Below are 15,363 nucleotides of genomic sequence, written 5' to 3' on the forward strand. Positions count from 1 at the left end.
ATTCTTTTATGCAATATGTAATTGGTTATCCCATAAGTAAAAAATTTTCGTTGATCGAGCTACTGATTTTTTCTATCACGAAACGGTTTGGCAAAATCATAAGGAGTTACAAATTGCTCCTTGTTAGCATCCAGATAATCCGCCCACCATTGCACCATCAGCCGCCGTTCATCCAAATGTTTGGATGTGTGAATATACGCCGCCCGGACATTATTTCTTTCTATATGGCTTAGCTGGCGCTCGATTGCGTCATCACTCCACAGGCCAGATTCTCCCATTGCACCACGTGCCATTGTGCGGAATCCGTGTCCGCAAACTTCTGTTTTGGTGTCATAGCCCATTGTACGTAACGCATTATTGACGGTGTTTTCACTCATTACTTTCTTTGGATCGTGATCGCCGGGAAACATTACCCCACTTTCTCCGCTCAGGTTGTGCAAAGTTTCGATAAGCGAAATAGCCTGACGGCTCAACGGTACAATGTGTTCTGTTTTCATTTTCATACCACGTTGAGAATGCTTAACACCATCAATGGGTTTTCGTGTCGCTGGTATATGCCAGACAGCCCTTTTAAGATCGATTTCTTCCCAACGGGCGAATCTTATTTCACTGGAACGAACAAATGTTAATAAAGTCAGTTCTACTGCAATTTTGGTCAGTAAGCGCCCGCGATAACAGGAAAGACGAGTTAAAAATTCAGGTAGGCGTTCATGAGGCAGTGCAGGGTGATGTTTGGGTTTTACTATGGTGAGAGTGCCAGCCATATCATTGGCAGGGCTATATTCAAGGATGTCATTTTGAACCGCATAACGCATGATGGCAGCTACACGCTGTTGTAATCTCTGGGCTATATCGTGTTTGCCATCAGTATCAACGGCTTGGATCGGTGCTAACAGTTGGCTGGTTCGCAAAGTGCGAATATCGAGAGTACCAATGTAGGGGAAAATGTATTGCTCGAAACCTCGCATAATTCGGTCTCGATGGTCTTCACTCCACCGTTTATTGCTGGCGTGCCATTCACGGGCGATCCGTTCAAAGGTATATGCACCCTTTGATTCGGCTTGTACGTCTTTTTTCTCTGCTTTGGGATCAATCCCTTGAGCAAGCAATTTTTTAGCTTCATCCCGTTTAGCGCGAGCATCAGCTAATGAAACGGCAGGATAAACACCAAAGGCCAGCCGATCTTCTTTTTTGTCGGTGGGGCGGTGATACTTCATGCGCCAGTATTTAGAACCGCGCGGCGTGATTTCGAGATATAAGCCAGCGCCATCCGCTAATTTATAGGATTTCTCTTTAGGTTTCGCAGTCTCGATTTGTCGGGCGTTTAGTTTCATTTTTGGGGCACATTTAAAATCGAAGTGTAGGTGCCCCAGATTATGCCCCTTGGTGCATATTGATTGCAACAGACCACAGTAGACGTCAAAATAACGAAGTATCTTGATTTTGTGGGGTTTTTAGGGAATTTGTAGACTTGGGTAGACGTTAGAAAACTAACGAATGGTGCCGAAGGCCGGACTCGAACCGGCACACCCGAAGGCGGTTGATTTTGAATCAACTGCGTCTACCGATTTCGCCACTTCGGCACTGAAGTAGTATGCGGATAACGGAGGCCATTATACTTGTCAGCGATCTGTTAGCAACTGTTATCCTTCTGATTTAGTTTAAATGTCGAAAAAAAGAGCACGTTGCATATGTTCAATGCAAAACTACGCTTGATTTCTAAGCACAAAGCCCCTCGCGAGCACATAAACACTCTCAACAACATTTTTTCTAGCCAAAATAAATTCCCGACTAAGCACTAAAGCAACGATAAATACCCAAAAATAATTTTACAACCATAACAGGCTGAAACATCTGACGCAGATAGACAACCTATAATCACCTTATATAATCTCAGGATGATAATTCACTGCGAGGTAAATGATTATGACGATTATTAGCTGGATTGGTGCCGGTATCTTTTTAGGCATTGTCATTGGTGCGTTGATGGCATTGTTTAAAAAGAATAAGTAGCAGTTTCTGGTTTCTCTATCCTGTTCCTGTATTCACTGGAAATATGTCTGATTGGTTAATTCAAAATGAATAAACTGCTTTTTAAGATCTTCCCTGTTTCTGCCATGATGCTGGCTCTCGCGGCCTGTTCTTCTTCCGATAAAATATATTCGATAAAGTTTCTGCAACCAAAGAAACAGCCGCTAAAATGGGAAGTGTTTGAAGGCAATGCGAGAACTAAAAAGCTAGCTTCACAATTGGTCGATCAGTATGCACGGGATATTTTCAACGGTAGCAATGCGCAAGGTATGGCAATGGTGGTAGTTGATAATAATCAGGTGGTTTACCGTAGCTTCGGGGAAACCCGTCCGGGAAGTGGTATCCGCCCTAAGCCTGATTCCGTTATCCGTATCGCCTCACTGACTAAGCTGATGACTAGTGAGATTATGATCAAACTGGAAGAGGATAAGGTTTTACGCTCCACCGATCCATTACAAGACTATAGTTATTACGGCGTGAAAGTGCCTCAATATAGTTCCCTTCAACCTATCCGGTTGTTCCACCTGGCAAGCCATACCAGCGGGTTACCTCGTGAGCAACCGGGAGGGAAATGGGGACGTCCTGTTTTTGTCTGGCCTACACAAGCCAACCGCTGGACTTGGTTGCAAACAGCCCAATTAGATATACCTCCAGGCACAACAGCTTCTTATTCCAATCTGGCTTACGATTTATTGGCAGATGCACTCTCTAAAGCCGCAGGTAAGCCATATACCCGCTTGCTATACGATAAGATCACCGGCCCTTATTTTATGAAAGACACTACACTGACACCAAGCCGTTCTCAGTGTGCCCGTTTGATGGAAAGTTATAAGCCTAGTCCATGTGTCAATACTGTTGCAGCAGCCGGTAGTGGTGGCGTTTATTCAACACCAAAAGATATGCAACGCTGGATGCAGCAGTTTCTATCATCAAACAGTCAGTTACGTAAACAGACCGCCAGCCGCGAACAAGGTGTTTATTTTAAGCGTTCCGATCTGGCTGCAATCAAAGGAATAGATGTTGCCGGTCAAGCGGATGGTCTTGGTCTTGGTTGGGTTTATATGAGTACCCGTGGGGATACTCCAAATATTTATCAGAAAACCGGTGGAGGCGGTGGATTCAATACGTATATAGCAATGATCCCCGAACAAAATATCGGAGTATTTGTCGTAATTACCCGTAAACAACACAGTAAGTTTAGCAGCGTAACAACAGGGGTTAATCAACTAGTCGCTGCATTGTCGAGGAATCATAATCAAGCTTGATGTTGACGTTTTATAAATTAGAGATACCAGGGATGGAGTTTCCTGTTCATAAAACCCATCCCACAGTTCCTCCAAATCGGGTCCCATTACTGGACCATGATTGCTAAAAGCTACTGTCTCTTAAGGAGTAAATAAATACTGAGGGCAAGGAACAATAAGCTTGGTAACAATGCGGCCAGAACTGCTGGCATACTGTATACCAGACTCAACGGGCCAAAGATCTCATTGAGTAAGTAAAATAAGAAGCCGAAAGTGATACCTGTTATTATCCTAACTCCCATCGGTACGGTACGCAGCGGCCCGAAGATGAAAGAGAGTGCCATCAACATCATTACCGCAACTGAAAGTGGTGCAAAGATCTTTTTCCACATATTCAGTTGATAACGTCCTGATTCCTGCTCACTTTGTTTAAGATAACTGATGTATTGATACAAGCCACTGATAGAAAGTGCTTCAGGATCAAGAGCAACAACACCCAATTGCTCTGGCGTCAAGCGGGTTTTCCAGTCAGCAGAAATGCGCTGCGACCCAGTGATTTTTTTACTGTCTGTCAGATCAGATTCTTCCACCTGAGAAAGCTTCCACAGATCGTTCTCCTCATCATAAACAGCACTGTCTGCATATTTCACAGAGAGTAGCTTTTTATCATCATTAAAATGATAGATATTAACGCCTTTAATCTCTGTGTCGCTCATTACCCGCTGGATGTAGATAAAATCGGCCCCATCTTTCGCCCACATACCTTTGGTTGTTGAAACCAGAGAACCACCAAACATTTTCTGAGCCCGGTAGTTACGTGCCATCTGTTCACCTTGTGGCGCTACCCATTCACCGATAATCATCGTCAAGATTACCAACGGAATAGCCGTTTTCATGACTGAGCCAGCAACTTGCATACGGGTAAAACCAGAAGCCTGCATAACCACCAGCTCACTACGAGTTGCCAATGTGCCAAGTGCCAATAATGCACCAAGTAAAGCCGCCATCGGGAAGAATATCTGAATATCTTTCGGCACACTTAGCAAAGCATAAAGGCCAGCGGAAATAGTGGTGTATTCCCCTTGCCCCACTTTTCTCAACTGATCAACAAACTTAATAATGCCGGAGAGTGATACCAGCATAAACAATGTCATCAGAATAGTCTGAAGAATAGTCCGCCCGATATAACGATCTAATACACCAAACATCAGGCTACTCCTCTTCCTTTGAGACGGGACCAAATCCTGCGCATCGGCACGGTGTCCCAGATATTGAGAACCAACGCCAGCATCAGATAAGCGCCATTAACTACCCACATCCAGAGCAACGGGTCCAACTTACCTTTACTCCCGTTAGAGCGCAGGGAACTTTGCAGTAAGAAGAAAATCAGATAAAGCAGCATCGCAGGTAACATACTTAGCACCCGCCCTTGACGGGGATTTACTACACTTAACGGTACAACCATCATGGCCATAATCAGTACCGAAAGTACCAGAGTCAGACGCCAATGGAACTCAGCGCGAGAGTCCTTATCATTATCCCGCCATAACTGAGTAATGGATTTTTGTTCAACTTTATCACCATCTACGGCTGAAACCTGATGCCCAACAACCGCCTGATAATCATTGAACTCAGTGATCCTGAAATCACGCAGCATTGCAGTGCCTTCGTAACGCGTACCACGATTAAGGATAACCTCCTGCCTACCATCAGGCCGTTCCACCATATGGCCACCATCAGAGATAACAACTGAAGGGCGCTGGTTATCCACCGGACGAAGCTGGGCCAAGAATACGTTTTCAAACTTATCACCGTGTACGCTACCAATATAGAGCACCAAGTTACCGTTATCAGAAGGTTTGAATTTTCCTTCTATTATCGCCGCCAGGCTTGGATTAGCCTTCGCGTCAGCCAATACCTGCTCCTGGTATTTTGAGGACCAAGGAATCATCCAAATAACATTCACTGCGGCCAACGCGGAAGTCAACAACGCCAGAATAAGCGCCGAAACCACCAACACACGCTTACCCAAACCACACGCATGCATAACAGTAATTTCACTTTCAGTATAAAGCTTGCTGAAAGTCATCAACACCCCAAGAAAAAGACTCAAGGGTAAAACAAGCTGCGCCATTTCAGGCACACCTAATCCTAATAAGGATATAACCAAATTTGCTGGGATGTTCCCTTCCACTGCTGCACCCAAAATCTCTACTAATCTTTGGCAAAAAAAGATCAATAAAAGGACAAAGAGTATCGCAACTTGGCTTTTCAGGGTTTCCCGTACCAGATATCTAATGATGATCACGCTTATTACGCCTGTGAAAACTTGTCTTTTTGCAGGAAAATCGCTAACTTCATTGTATATATACCATTTATTATGTGCATCAGTTTGGCTTCCTCGCTGCTAAAATGATATCGAAGCCATTCCATAATTCAGGTTCCCAGTCAGAATATACTTATAGTTAGCTAAACAATAACAAATAGTACGTTTAGCTTAACATAAATAGTTAACTTTCTATGGGGTAGATTAATACGGAACGTTATATTCTAGCGATAGCATCCGTCTTTGTCTTTAAGATTCAGGAGAACGCATGGAGTTTAGTGTAAAAAGCGGTAGCCCGGAAAAACAACGCAGTGCGTGTATCATTGTTGGCGTTTTCGAACCTCGCCGCCTATCCCCTATTGCCGAACAGCTCGATAAAATAAGTGATGGTTATATCAGCGCCTTGTTGCGCCGTGGTGAATTGGAAGGCAAAGTTGGTCAATCACTACTGTTACATCATGTTCCCAATGTGTTATCTGAACGTATTCTGCTCATAGGCTGCGGCAAAGAGCGCGAGCTGAATGAACGTCAATATAAACAAATTATCCAAAAAACTATCAATACCCTTAATGAAACTGGTTCAATGGAAGCAGTCTGTTTTTTAACAGAATTACATGTTAAAGGCCGTAATAATTACTGGAAAGTACGCCAGGCAGTAGAAACAGCAAAAGAGTCTCTTTATGTTTTCGACCAGCTTAAAAGCAATAAAAATGAGCTGCGCCGCCCACTGCGTAAAATGGTGTTTAATGTTCCAACCCGTCGGGAACTAACCAGCGGTGAACGTGCAATCCAACACGGTCTTGCCATTGCTATCGGTATCAAAGCAGCTAAAGATCTTGGCAATATGCCACCAAACATCTGTAACGCAGCTTATCTGGCTTCCCAAGCCCGTCAGCTCGCAGACTCTGCGAATAGCCATATTACAACAAAAGTAATTGGTGAAGAGCAGATGAAAGAGTTGGGAATGAACGCTTATCTGGCTGTTGGTCAGGGTTCTCAGAATGAATCCCTGATGTCAGTCATGGAATATAAAGGCAGCCTTGATAAAAATGCGAAACCGATCATCCTGGTTGGCAAGGGCCTGACTTTTGACTCTGGTGGTATTTCAATCAAATCTGCTGGTGGTATGGATGAGATGAAATACGATATGTGTGGCGCAGCAACCGTTTATGGCGTGATGCGTGTGGTTGCGGAGCTACAATTACCACTCAATGTCATCGGTGTCATGGCAGGCTGTGAGAATATGCCAGGAGGTCGTGCTTACCGGCCTGGGGATATTTTAACCACCCTATCTGGTCAAACGGTCGAAGTGCTCAATACTGATGCAGAAGGCCGTCTGGTTCTGTGTGATGCGTTAACTTACGTTGAACGTTTTGATCCAGAATTGGTCATTGATATCGCCACATTGACCGGTGCTTGCGTAACAGCTCTTGGTAATCATTACAGTGGGTTACTATCTAACCATAATCCACTGGCCCATGAGCTATTAAATGCTTCTGAACAATCCGGTGATCGCGCATGGCGTCTGCCAATGGCCGACGAATTTTTCGAGCAAATCGATTCTAATTTTGCCGATCTGGCGAATACCGGTGGTAGTGCGGGTGGTGCTATTACTGCTGCCTGCTTCCTGTCCCGCTTCGCAACAAAATATCATTGGGCACATCTGGATATCGCCGGTACTGCATGGCGTTCAGGTAAAGCGAAAGGCGCAACAGGCCGTCCAGTTGCACTATTGTCGCAATTCCTGTTAAATCGTGCAGGAAGTACCGGTATCAATAACGACGATTGATTTATACCCCGCTAATTAAAGGGCATTAACAATGCCCTTTCCCCGTAAGAGACATTATGAAAAGCGCCACGTTTTATTTACTGGAACAACCATCACCCCAGGCAGATTTGCAAGCTCATGAATGGCTGGCATGTCAATTTGCGGCTGACCAATGGCGAGCCGGAAAACGGGTGCTAATTGCTTGTGAAGATCAGCAACAGGCAGAAAAGTTAGATGAAGCCCTGTGGCAATGGGAACCCCATCAGTTCGTCCCGCATAATCTTGCCGGTGAAGGGCCGAGATATGGTGCACCAGTTGAGTTATGTTGGCCTCAGAAACGGGGAAATTCTCCCCGTGATATATTGATAAATCTGCTGCCGCAATTCGCAGACTTTGCCACCGCTTTCCATGAAGTGATAGACTTCGTTCCTATAAACGAGAATTTGAAACAGTTGGCGCGTGAACGATATAAATTATATCGCAGCGTCGGCTTTAATTTGACCATGGCAACGCCGCCAACATACTAAGTATCAAGATAAAATGGAAAAAACACCCGCTAACCAAACGCAATCCGAGCCATCTCTCGATAAAACTTACAATCCTAAAGAAATTGAGCAACCTCTTTACACCCATTGGGAGAAAAGTGGTTATTTCAAGCCTAACGGCGACACCAGCCGTGAGAGCTTTTGTATTGTTATTCCGCCGCCAAATGTAACCGGCAGCCTGCATATGGGCCATGCATTCCAGCAAACCATTATGGATACCATGATCCGTTATCAGCGGATGCAAGGTAAGAATACTTTGTGGCAGTCCGGTACTGACCATGCAGGTATTGCTACTCAAATGGTGGTTGAGCGTAAGATTGCAGCAGAAGAAGGCAAAACACGTCACGATTATGGCCGCGACGCTTTTATCGATAAAATCTGGCAATGGAAAGCAGAATCCGGCGGTACGATTACCAATCAGATGCGTCGTCTGGGTAACTCGGTTGACTGGGAACGTGAGCGTTTTACCATGGATGAAGGTCTATCCAACGCTGTAAAAGAAGCTTTTGTCCGTTTGTATCAAGAAAACCTGATTTACCGTGGCAAACGTCTGGTTAACTGGGACCCGAAATTACACACTGCTATTTCCGATCTGGAAGTCGAGAACCGTGAAGTAAAGGGTTCTATGTGGTACTTGCGTTATCCACTGGCTGACGGCGAAAAAACCGCAGAAGGTAAAGATTATCTGATCGTTGCAACTACCCGGCCTGAAACCATGTTAGGCGATACCGGTGTAGCAGTTAACCCAGAAGATCCGCGCTATAAGGATTTAATCGGCAAAGAGATCATTCTGCCACTGGTTAATCGCCGTATTCCTATTATCGGTGATGAACACGCAGATATGGAAAAAGGCACCGGTTGCGTGAAAATCACGCCAGCCCATGACTTCAACGACTATGAAGTGGGTAAACGCCATGCCCTGCCAATGATCAATATCATGACAATTGATGGCAATATCCGTAATGAAGCAGAAGTTTTCGATACCAATGGCGAAGTTTCTGATGTTTACAGTTCTGATATTCCAGCTGAATACCGGGGTATGGAGCGTTTTGCTGCCCGTAAAGCAATGGTTGCTGAATTTGAAAAATTGGGTCTGCTGGTTGAAATCAAGGCTCATGATCTGACTGTTCCTTACGGCGATCGTGGCGGCGTAGTTATTGAGCCAATGCTGACTGATCAGTGGTATGTCCGTGCTGCACCTCTGGCAAAAGTGGCTATCGAAGCCGTTGAGAATGGCGATATCCAGTTTGTACCTAAACAGTATGAAAATATGTACTACTCCTGGATGCGCGATATCCAAGATTGGTGTATCTCCCGTCAATTATGGTGGGGTCACCGCATCCCGGCGTGGTATGACGCGGAAGGTAATGTCTATGTAGGTCGCAGCGAAGAAGAAGTTCGCTGTGAAAATAATCTGAGTGCAGATATCACCCTCAACCAAGATGAAGATGTACTAGATACCTGGTTCTCTTCCGGTCTGTGGACTTTCTCTACCCTTGGCTGGCCAGAACAAACCGAAGCACTGAAAACCTTCCATCCAACGGATGTGTTGGTGAGTGGCTTTGACATTATCTTTTTCTGGATTGCCCGCATGATCATGATGACCATGCATTTCATCAAAGATGAAAATGGCAAGCCTCAGGTTCCATTTAAGACTGTCTACATGACCGGACTTATCCGGGATGAAGAAGGTCAGAAGATGTCCAAATCTAAAGGGAATGTCATTGATCCACTGGATATGGTTGACGGTATTGCCCTGGAAGATCTGCTGGAAAAACGCACCGGCAATATGATGCAACCACAGTTGGCTGAAAAAATCCGCAATCGCACAGAAAAACAATTCCCGACAGGTATTGAAGCTCATGGTACAGATGCCCTACGCTTTACACTGGCAGCACTGGCTTCGACTGGTCGTGATATCAACTGGGATATGAAACGTCTGCAAGGCTACCGTAATTTCTGTAACAAATTATGGAACGCCAGCCGTTTTGTTCTGATGAATACGGAAGGTCAGGATTGTGGACAAAATGGCGGCGAAATGGTGCTGTCATTGGCTGATCGTTGGATTCTGGCTGAATTTAACCAGACAGTAAAAGCTTATCGTGAAGCACTGGATGCATATCGTTTCGATATGGCTGCAAATATTCTTTATGAATTCACCTGGAACCAATTCTGTGACTGGTATCTTGAACTCTCTAAACCAGCAATTAACAAAGGTTCAGAAGCAGAAGTTCGCGGTGCTCGTCATACTCTGATTGAAGTTCTGGAAGGATTATTGCGTCTGGCCCATCCTATTATTCCATTTATCACCGAAACCATCTGGCAGAGGGTGAAAGTAGTTAAAGGGATTGAAGCCGATACCATCATGCTGCAACCGTTCCCAGAATTTGATCAGGAAAAAGTTGATGAACTAGCTCTGAACGATTTGGAATGGATTAAAGAAGCAATTATTGCGGTACGTAATATCCGTGCTGAAATGAATATTGCACCTGGCAAGCCACTGGAAGTTCTGCTGCGTAATGCTGACGCGGGAGCACAACGCCGTGTAGCAGAAAATCTGAATTTTATTCAAGCAATGGGTCGCCTCTCGTCAGTTACCCTTCTTCCTGCTGGCACAGAAGCGCCGGTTTCTGTGACCAAGCTGATTGATGGAGCAGAGGTATTAATCCCAATGGCTGGCTTAGTCGATAAAGAAGCCGAGCTGAACCGCTTGGATAAAGAGATTGAGAAGCTGGATAAAGAGATTGGCAGCATCGAAGGAAAACTGTCGAATGAAGGCTTCGTCAGTCGCGCACCTGAAGCCGTTGTAGCCAAAGAACGTGAGCGTCTGGCAAGCTGCAATACATCAAAAGAGAAATTACTGGCTCAAAAGGAAACTATTGCCGCGTTGTAATATTCTCAAAAATTAAATTTCCACCAAGGCCACTACAATTCATTGTCAGTGGCTTTTTAATTTAAAAAGTGAGCGATAAAGTTTATAAGAAAGCATACATTCAACCCATTCTGTATAAATACATAAAATATATTGAAGATAAAAACCTATTTTCTTAAAAGATATATCTAATAAATATTTATTTTATATATAAATCATTATATTTTGTATATTATATTGAGAATGAAATCATACAAATATATTATTAAAAATAAAAAGTTAAACTATAATGCAATTTTAGTTCAACAATTAACCACTTATTAATCTTAATAATCTATTCCAGTAAGTATTATTAGGATGACAATAAGCAATGAACAGAGACAGTTCTCAGAAACCGAAGCATACAGGTACCCAAATAAATTGCTTCACTAATTTCTAATAACCCGGAGAAATAAAATGAAAATACTTCTTACCCTGTTATTGGTAAGTACTACTCAATTAGGTCTTGTACATTCAGCCAATGCAGAATCAACTCTTGATAAGATTAAATCAACGGGTGTATTCAGAATTGCAACCGAAGGGGCTTACTCACCATTCACCTATCACGATGCTTCAAGCGCTTTGACAGGCTTCGATGTTGATATTGGTCGTGAAATTGCACGGCGTTTAAATGTAGAACCGGCATTTATCGAAGGAAAATGGGATGGACTTATTGCCGGGCTGGATGCTGGACGTTCTGATGCTGTAATTAATCAAATTGCAATTACACCTGAGCGCAAGAAAAAATATGATTTTTCCATTCCATATATCACATCTCAAGCCGTACTTATCACCCATAAAGATAACAACAGCATAAAAACATTCAGCGATTTACGAGGCAAAACCTCAGCACATACTCTGACCAACAACTTCGCCCAAATTGCAAGACATAACGGCGCGGAAATCATCGGCACTAATGGATTTAGCCAGGAAATCGAACTGGTTAGTACCGACAGAGCCGATGCCACAATCAACGATAACCTATCTTATCTGGATTATAAGAGGCACAAACCAAATGCACCGGTGAAAATTGTTGCTTCTGATCCCAACGCAATTCAGACAGCCATTTTGCTCCGCAAAGGAGAGTCAGATCTGAAAGCTGCCATCGATAAAGCAATAACTGATATCAAAGCCGATGGCACCTACCAACGCATCTGGGTTCAATACTTTGGCTCCAATACTCGTGAATAAGTGAAACATCTCTTACTCAAATGTCCCCATTACCTAAAAGTCGGATACAAATTCTGACCAGGGGACTTTATCGTTAATCTCGTTTAATCGAACAATCAGCGAATATTTTAATCAAAAATAAAATATATTAATTTATGTAAATTCATTGATATCGAAAATCACAATATGATATAACTTTATTTTATATATATAAACGACCAGCTTGCCATATGATATTTTAAAAATTACATATAAATATATTCTTATATTACACACAATAGGGAAAATATATGGAACCCTCCTGGTTCAATTTAGTACTCGATTCTTTTTGGCCTATGCTTTATGCAGGCTTTACTTTCACTATTCCACTCACTCTTATTACCTTTACTCTTGGTATCATACTGGGCTTTATCGTTGCACTAATCCGGCTTTACGGGCCGAAACCCTTTGTTGCTGTCGCCAAATTCTATGTATGGCTGATCCGTGGTACGCCGTTGCTTGTACAACTGTTTCTTATTTTTTATGCTCTACCTAGCGTTGGTATTACGCTAGGCGCATTTACTTCAGCCGTTATCGGTTTCACTCTGAATATCGGTGCCTATACATCTGAGGTAATCCGCGCTACTTTATTATCGGTACCAAAAGGACAGTGGGAAGCCGCTTACTCCATCGGCATGAGCTGGACACAATCATTACGCCGTATCATTCTGCCTCAGGCCGCGAGAATCGCTATTCCACCGCTCTCAAACACATTTATTTCACTGGTGAAAGATACTTCACTGGCCTCAGTAATCACAGTACCGGAGCTTTTCCTTGCCGCACAACGTATCGCTGCGGTGACTTATCAACCTCTCATTCTTTACACCGAAGCTGCCATAATTTATCTGATAATCAGCTCAGTATTATCATCATTACAAGCCCGTCTGGAAAAGAAGTTTTCGCAAAAGAGTGATACAAAGGAATTAGAAAATGATACAGCTCAACGGCATTGAGAAAAGTTTTAACGGGCAAAAGGTCCTGAAAAATATCGATCTTACTATTGAGGAAGGCAGCCTTACCGCATTAATCGGCCCATCAGGAAGCGGCAAAAGCACGCTGTTACGCTGTATCAACTTATTAGAAATTCCTCAGGCTGGGAAGCTCCAAATTGGCAATGAAAGCATAACCTTCATCGGTAAAGAGCGAATTGTTCACAAGGACGTACAACGGATTCGCCAGCAAACCGGTATGGTGTTTCAAAACTTTCAACTTTTCCCTCACCTCACCGTCATTGAAAACATTATGGAAGGGCTGATCTGGGTTCAGAAATGGTCACATGAACAGGCAAAAAAGCGAGCACTTGAGCTACTAGAAAAAGTTGGTATGTCACACAAAGCCGATGTCTTGCCAGCCACACTATCCGGTGGTCAGCAACAGCGCGTAGCAATTGCACGGGCGCTGGCACCTTCGCCCAAAGTGTTATTGTGCGACGAGCCAACTTCCGCGCTCGATCCAGAATTATCCCAGGAAGTTGTTGCCGTATTAAAGCAGTTAGCCAAAGAAGGAACCACGATGTTAATGGCTACTCATGATCTACGTCTGGCAGCTAATCTTGCTCACGACGTCATATTCTTAGAATCTGGAGAAATTGTCGAATCGGGAACGTCGAAAACTATTTTTACTCGTGCCCTTAAACAACGTACCGTCGAATTTGTTTCGACCTTGACCAATACCTTACCGGATTGGGAGATATAACCCACCGTTAACAACACCTTGTCATCATTGATCCTTACAACAACCAATGATGATCAAATAAATAAATTTTTTGACCGCCTGGAGAAACAAAATGAAAGTGTTCCTTACCGCATTATTAGCTGGTGTCATTCAACTCAGCATCGTACATTCTGCCAGTGCAGAATCTAGCCTTGATAAGATTAAATCAACGGGTGTACTCAAAATCGCTACCGAAGGAACCTACCCACCATTCACCTATCACGACGCTTCAGGAACTTTAGCCGGTTTTGATGTTGAGATTGGTCGCGAAATTGCCCATCGCCTAAATGTCAAAGCCGAGTTCACCGAAGGTAAATGGGATGGCCTTATTGCCGGACTGGATGCCAAACGCTACGACGCTGTACTCAATCAAGTCGCTATTACGCCAGAGCGCAAGAAAAAATATGACTTTTCCACTCCGTATATTATCTCCAAAGCCGTACTTATCACCCGCAAAAACAATGACAGTATCAAGACGTTTAGTGACCTGAAAGGTAAAACATCAAGCCATAGCTTAACCAGCAACTATGCGCAGTTAGCAAAACGTTTTGGTGCGGAAATCGTCCCTACCGAAGGATTTAATCAGGCAATCGATCTGGTTGCTACAGGCAGGGCTGATGCAACCATCAATGATAATCTGTCCTATCTGGATTTTAAAAAACACAAACCTAATGCACCGGTAAAAGTTGTCGCATCTGACCCCAATGGCGATCAGGTCGGTATTCTAATCCGTAAAGGCGAACCAGAATTACAAACCGCTATCGATAAAGCGTTAACCGACATTAAAACTGATGGCACCTATCTGCGCATTTCTACCAAGTATTTCGGTACTGACGTTTCTAAATAAGAAAGTGACCCTCTTTTCTTTCAAGAGGTGGTTATCTCTCAATACTTGGAATATTGTACAGTATTTAAAATATGAGTAGTGAAGGTCTGACACAGAATTCTGAACACATTCAACGGAAACGATCAGAATTCTGCACCTTCTATTAATTTAATTATGCTAAATTTTACCGCTTCTTCACCATGTTTATTTGTATCCATATAGAAAGGCAAAGTTCCCCCCCTCCTCCTGAGCTTTGCCTTTCTATATTTGCATAGCTAAAGTCCTCCCACTGATAATATTTCATTTGATCTTTATTTAAAATTTATTCCTTTTGGAAAGTATTGTCTGATGAAACTATTGATATTCTCATTTATCCTTCTTCCCCATCGGAGATAGAATTTGAATCTGGTTTCTCACCTTATTCAAGGTCACAGAAACATTATCAGCTAAAACAGTACAGCATCTGAATTCACCGCCTGAATTATGTATAATAAATTATTATTTCCAGACTGGATTAAAACAATCTGTCACAGAACAATACCATTAATACGGTCCTTAAAATATTGAAACAGGCATCTTCAAGTTGAATGGGTTTAAATAATCACGAAAACCTTATCAAAAACACTTCTTCAATTAATAATTGGCAGCTTATTACGATTTATTATCACTCCATTATTATGGATGGCAAATAATATATAGCATTGCTGAATCAACTAATCATAACTTTATATTTGAAATTCGCATCGATATTTGAGAGTATCCTTCGCGCATGCATTATGGATGAAAAAAT

Annotated in this window: 11 protein-coding genes and 1 tRNA gene; 8 read left to right on the top strand and 4 right to left on the bottom strand. The window is 43.1% G+C overall.

The window, feature by feature from the left end; translation table 11 throughout:
• Positions 1-59: 59 nt before the first annotated feature.
• Both C5469_RS08185 and C5469_RS08190 read right to left on the bottom strand, forming a co-directional pair.
• Positions 60-1,334: a tyrosine-type recombinase/integrase gene (locus tag C5469_RS08185; protein ID WP_166304763.1), complete on the bottom strand. Its 1,275-nt coding sequence runs from the start codon at positions 1,332-1,334 to the stop codon at positions 60-62.
• A gap of 164 nt (positions 1,335-1,498) precedes the next feature.
• A tRNA-Leu gene (locus tag C5469_RS08190) sits at positions 1,499-1,583 on the bottom strand.
• 495 nt (positions 1,584-2,078) lie between these two features.
• Here C5469_RS08190 and ampH point away from each other — a divergent pair.
• Entirely contained in the window at positions 2,079-3,296 is a 1,218-nt protein-coding gene (gene ampH / locus C5469_RS08195; RefSeq protein ID WP_166304765.1) for a D-alanyl-D-alanine-carboxypeptidase/endopeptidase AmpH, read from the top strand.
• A gap of 110 nt (positions 3,297-3,406) precedes the next feature.
• Here ampH and lptG read toward each other — a convergent pair whose 3' ends face one another.
• Positions 3,407-4,483, bottom strand: a complete 1,077-nt coding sequence (gene lptG / locus C5469_RS08200) for an LPS export ABC transporter permease LptG (RefSeq protein WP_166304767.1) — start codon at positions 4,481-4,483, stop codon at positions 3,407-3,409.
• A complete protein-coding gene (gene lptF / locus C5469_RS08205; RefSeq protein ID WP_166304769.1) occupies positions 4,483-5,583 on the bottom strand; it encodes an LPS export ABC transporter permease LptF in 1,101 nt (366 codons plus the stop codon). The genes lptG and lptF overlap by 1 nt, the downstream gene beginning before the upstream one ends.
• A 286-nt stretch (positions 5,584-5,869) precedes the next feature.
• On the opposite strand from lptF, the gene pepA reads away from it, so the two are divergent.
• The 7 genes from pepA to C5469_RS08240 all read left to right on the top strand — a co-directional run bounded on the left by pepA (position 5,870) and on the right by C5469_RS08240 (position 14,594).
• On the top strand, positions 5,870-7,390 hold the full coding sequence (pepA, locus tag C5469_RS08210; RefSeq protein ID WP_166304771.1) for a leucyl aminopeptidase: 1,521 nt from the start codon (positions 5,870-5,872) through the stop codon (positions 7,388-7,390).
• Between the two features lie 56 nt (positions 7,391-7,446).
• Positions 7,447-7,896: a DNA polymerase III subunit chi gene (locus tag C5469_RS08215; RefSeq protein WP_166304773.1), complete on the top strand. Its 450-nt coding sequence runs from the start codon at positions 7,447-7,449 to the stop codon at positions 7,894-7,896.
• Between the two features lie 13 nt (positions 7,897-7,909).
• Positions 7,910-10,807, top strand: coding sequence for a valine--tRNA ligase (locus C5469_RS08220; protein WP_166304775.1), 2,898 nt, complete (start codon positions 7,910-7,912; stop codon positions 10,805-10,807).
• A gap of 435 nt (positions 10,808-11,242) precedes the next feature.
• On the top strand, positions 11,243-12,016 hold the full coding sequence (locus C5469_RS08225) for an amino acid ABC transporter substrate-binding protein (RefSeq protein WP_166304777.1): 774 nt from the start codon (positions 11,243-11,245) through the stop codon (positions 12,014-12,016).
• Positions 12,017-12,285: 269 nt separating this feature from the next.
• Entirely contained in the window at positions 12,286-12,987 is a 702-nt protein-coding gene (locus C5469_RS08230; protein ID WP_166304779.1) for an amino acid ABC transporter permease, read from the top strand.
• A complete protein-coding gene (locus C5469_RS08235; RefSeq protein WP_166304781.1) occupies positions 12,965-13,729 on the top strand; it encodes an amino acid ABC transporter ATP-binding protein in 765 nt (254 codons plus the stop codon). The genes C5469_RS08230 and C5469_RS08235 overlap by 23 nt, the downstream gene beginning before the upstream one ends.
• 91 nt (positions 13,730-13,820) lie before the next feature.
• Positions 13,821-14,594, top strand: a complete 774-nt coding sequence (locus C5469_RS08240) for an amino acid ABC transporter substrate-binding protein (protein ID WP_166304783.1) — start codon at positions 13,821-13,823, stop codon at positions 14,592-14,594.
• Positions 14,595-15,363 lie beyond the last annotated feature (769 nt).

The organism is Photorhabdus cinerea, from assembly GCF_011189575.1.
Classification (GTDB): domain Bacteria; phylum Pseudomonadota; class Gammaproteobacteria; order Enterobacterales; family Enterobacteriaceae; genus Photorhabdus; species Photorhabdus cinerea.

Excerpts from the sequence above, each read along its gene's own strand:
- C5469_RS08185 (WP_166304763.1), bottom strand. The coding sequence starts at position 1,334 with ATGAAACTAAACGCCCGACAAATCGAGACTGCGAAACCTAAAGAGAAA.
- ampH (WP_166304765.1), top strand. The coding sequence starts at position 2,079 with ATGAATAAACTGCTTTTTAAGATCTTCCCTGTTTCTGCCATGATGCTG.
- lptG (WP_166304767.1), bottom strand. The coding sequence starts at position 4,483 with ATGTTTGGTGTATTAGATCGTTATATCGGGCGGACTATTCTTCAGACT.
- pepA (WP_166304771.1), top strand. The coding sequence starts at position 5,870 with ATGGAGTTTAGTGTAAAAAGCGGTAGCCCGGAAAAACAACGCAGTGCG.
- C5469_RS08215 (WP_166304773.1), top strand. The coding sequence starts at position 7,447 with ATGAAAAGCGCCACGTTTTATTTACTGGAACAACCATCACCCCAGGCA.
- C5469_RS08220 (WP_166304775.1), top strand. The coding sequence starts at position 7,910 with ATGGAAAAAACACCCGCTAACCAAACGCAATCCGAGCCATCTCTCGAT.
- C5469_RS08225 (WP_166304777.1), top strand. The coding sequence starts at position 11,243 with ATGAAAATACTTCTTACCCTGTTATTGGTAAGTACTACTCAATTAGGT.
- C5469_RS08230 (WP_166304779.1), top strand. The coding sequence starts at position 12,286 with ATGGAACCCTCCTGGTTCAATTTAGTACTCGATTCTTTTTGGCCTATG.
- C5469_RS08235 (WP_166304781.1), top strand. The coding sequence starts at position 12,965 with ATGATACAGCTCAACGGCATTGAGAAAAGTTTTAACGGGCAAAAGGTC.
- C5469_RS08240 (WP_166304783.1), top strand. The coding sequence starts at position 13,821 with ATGAAAGTGTTCCTTACCGCATTATTAGCTGGTGTCATTCAACTCAGC.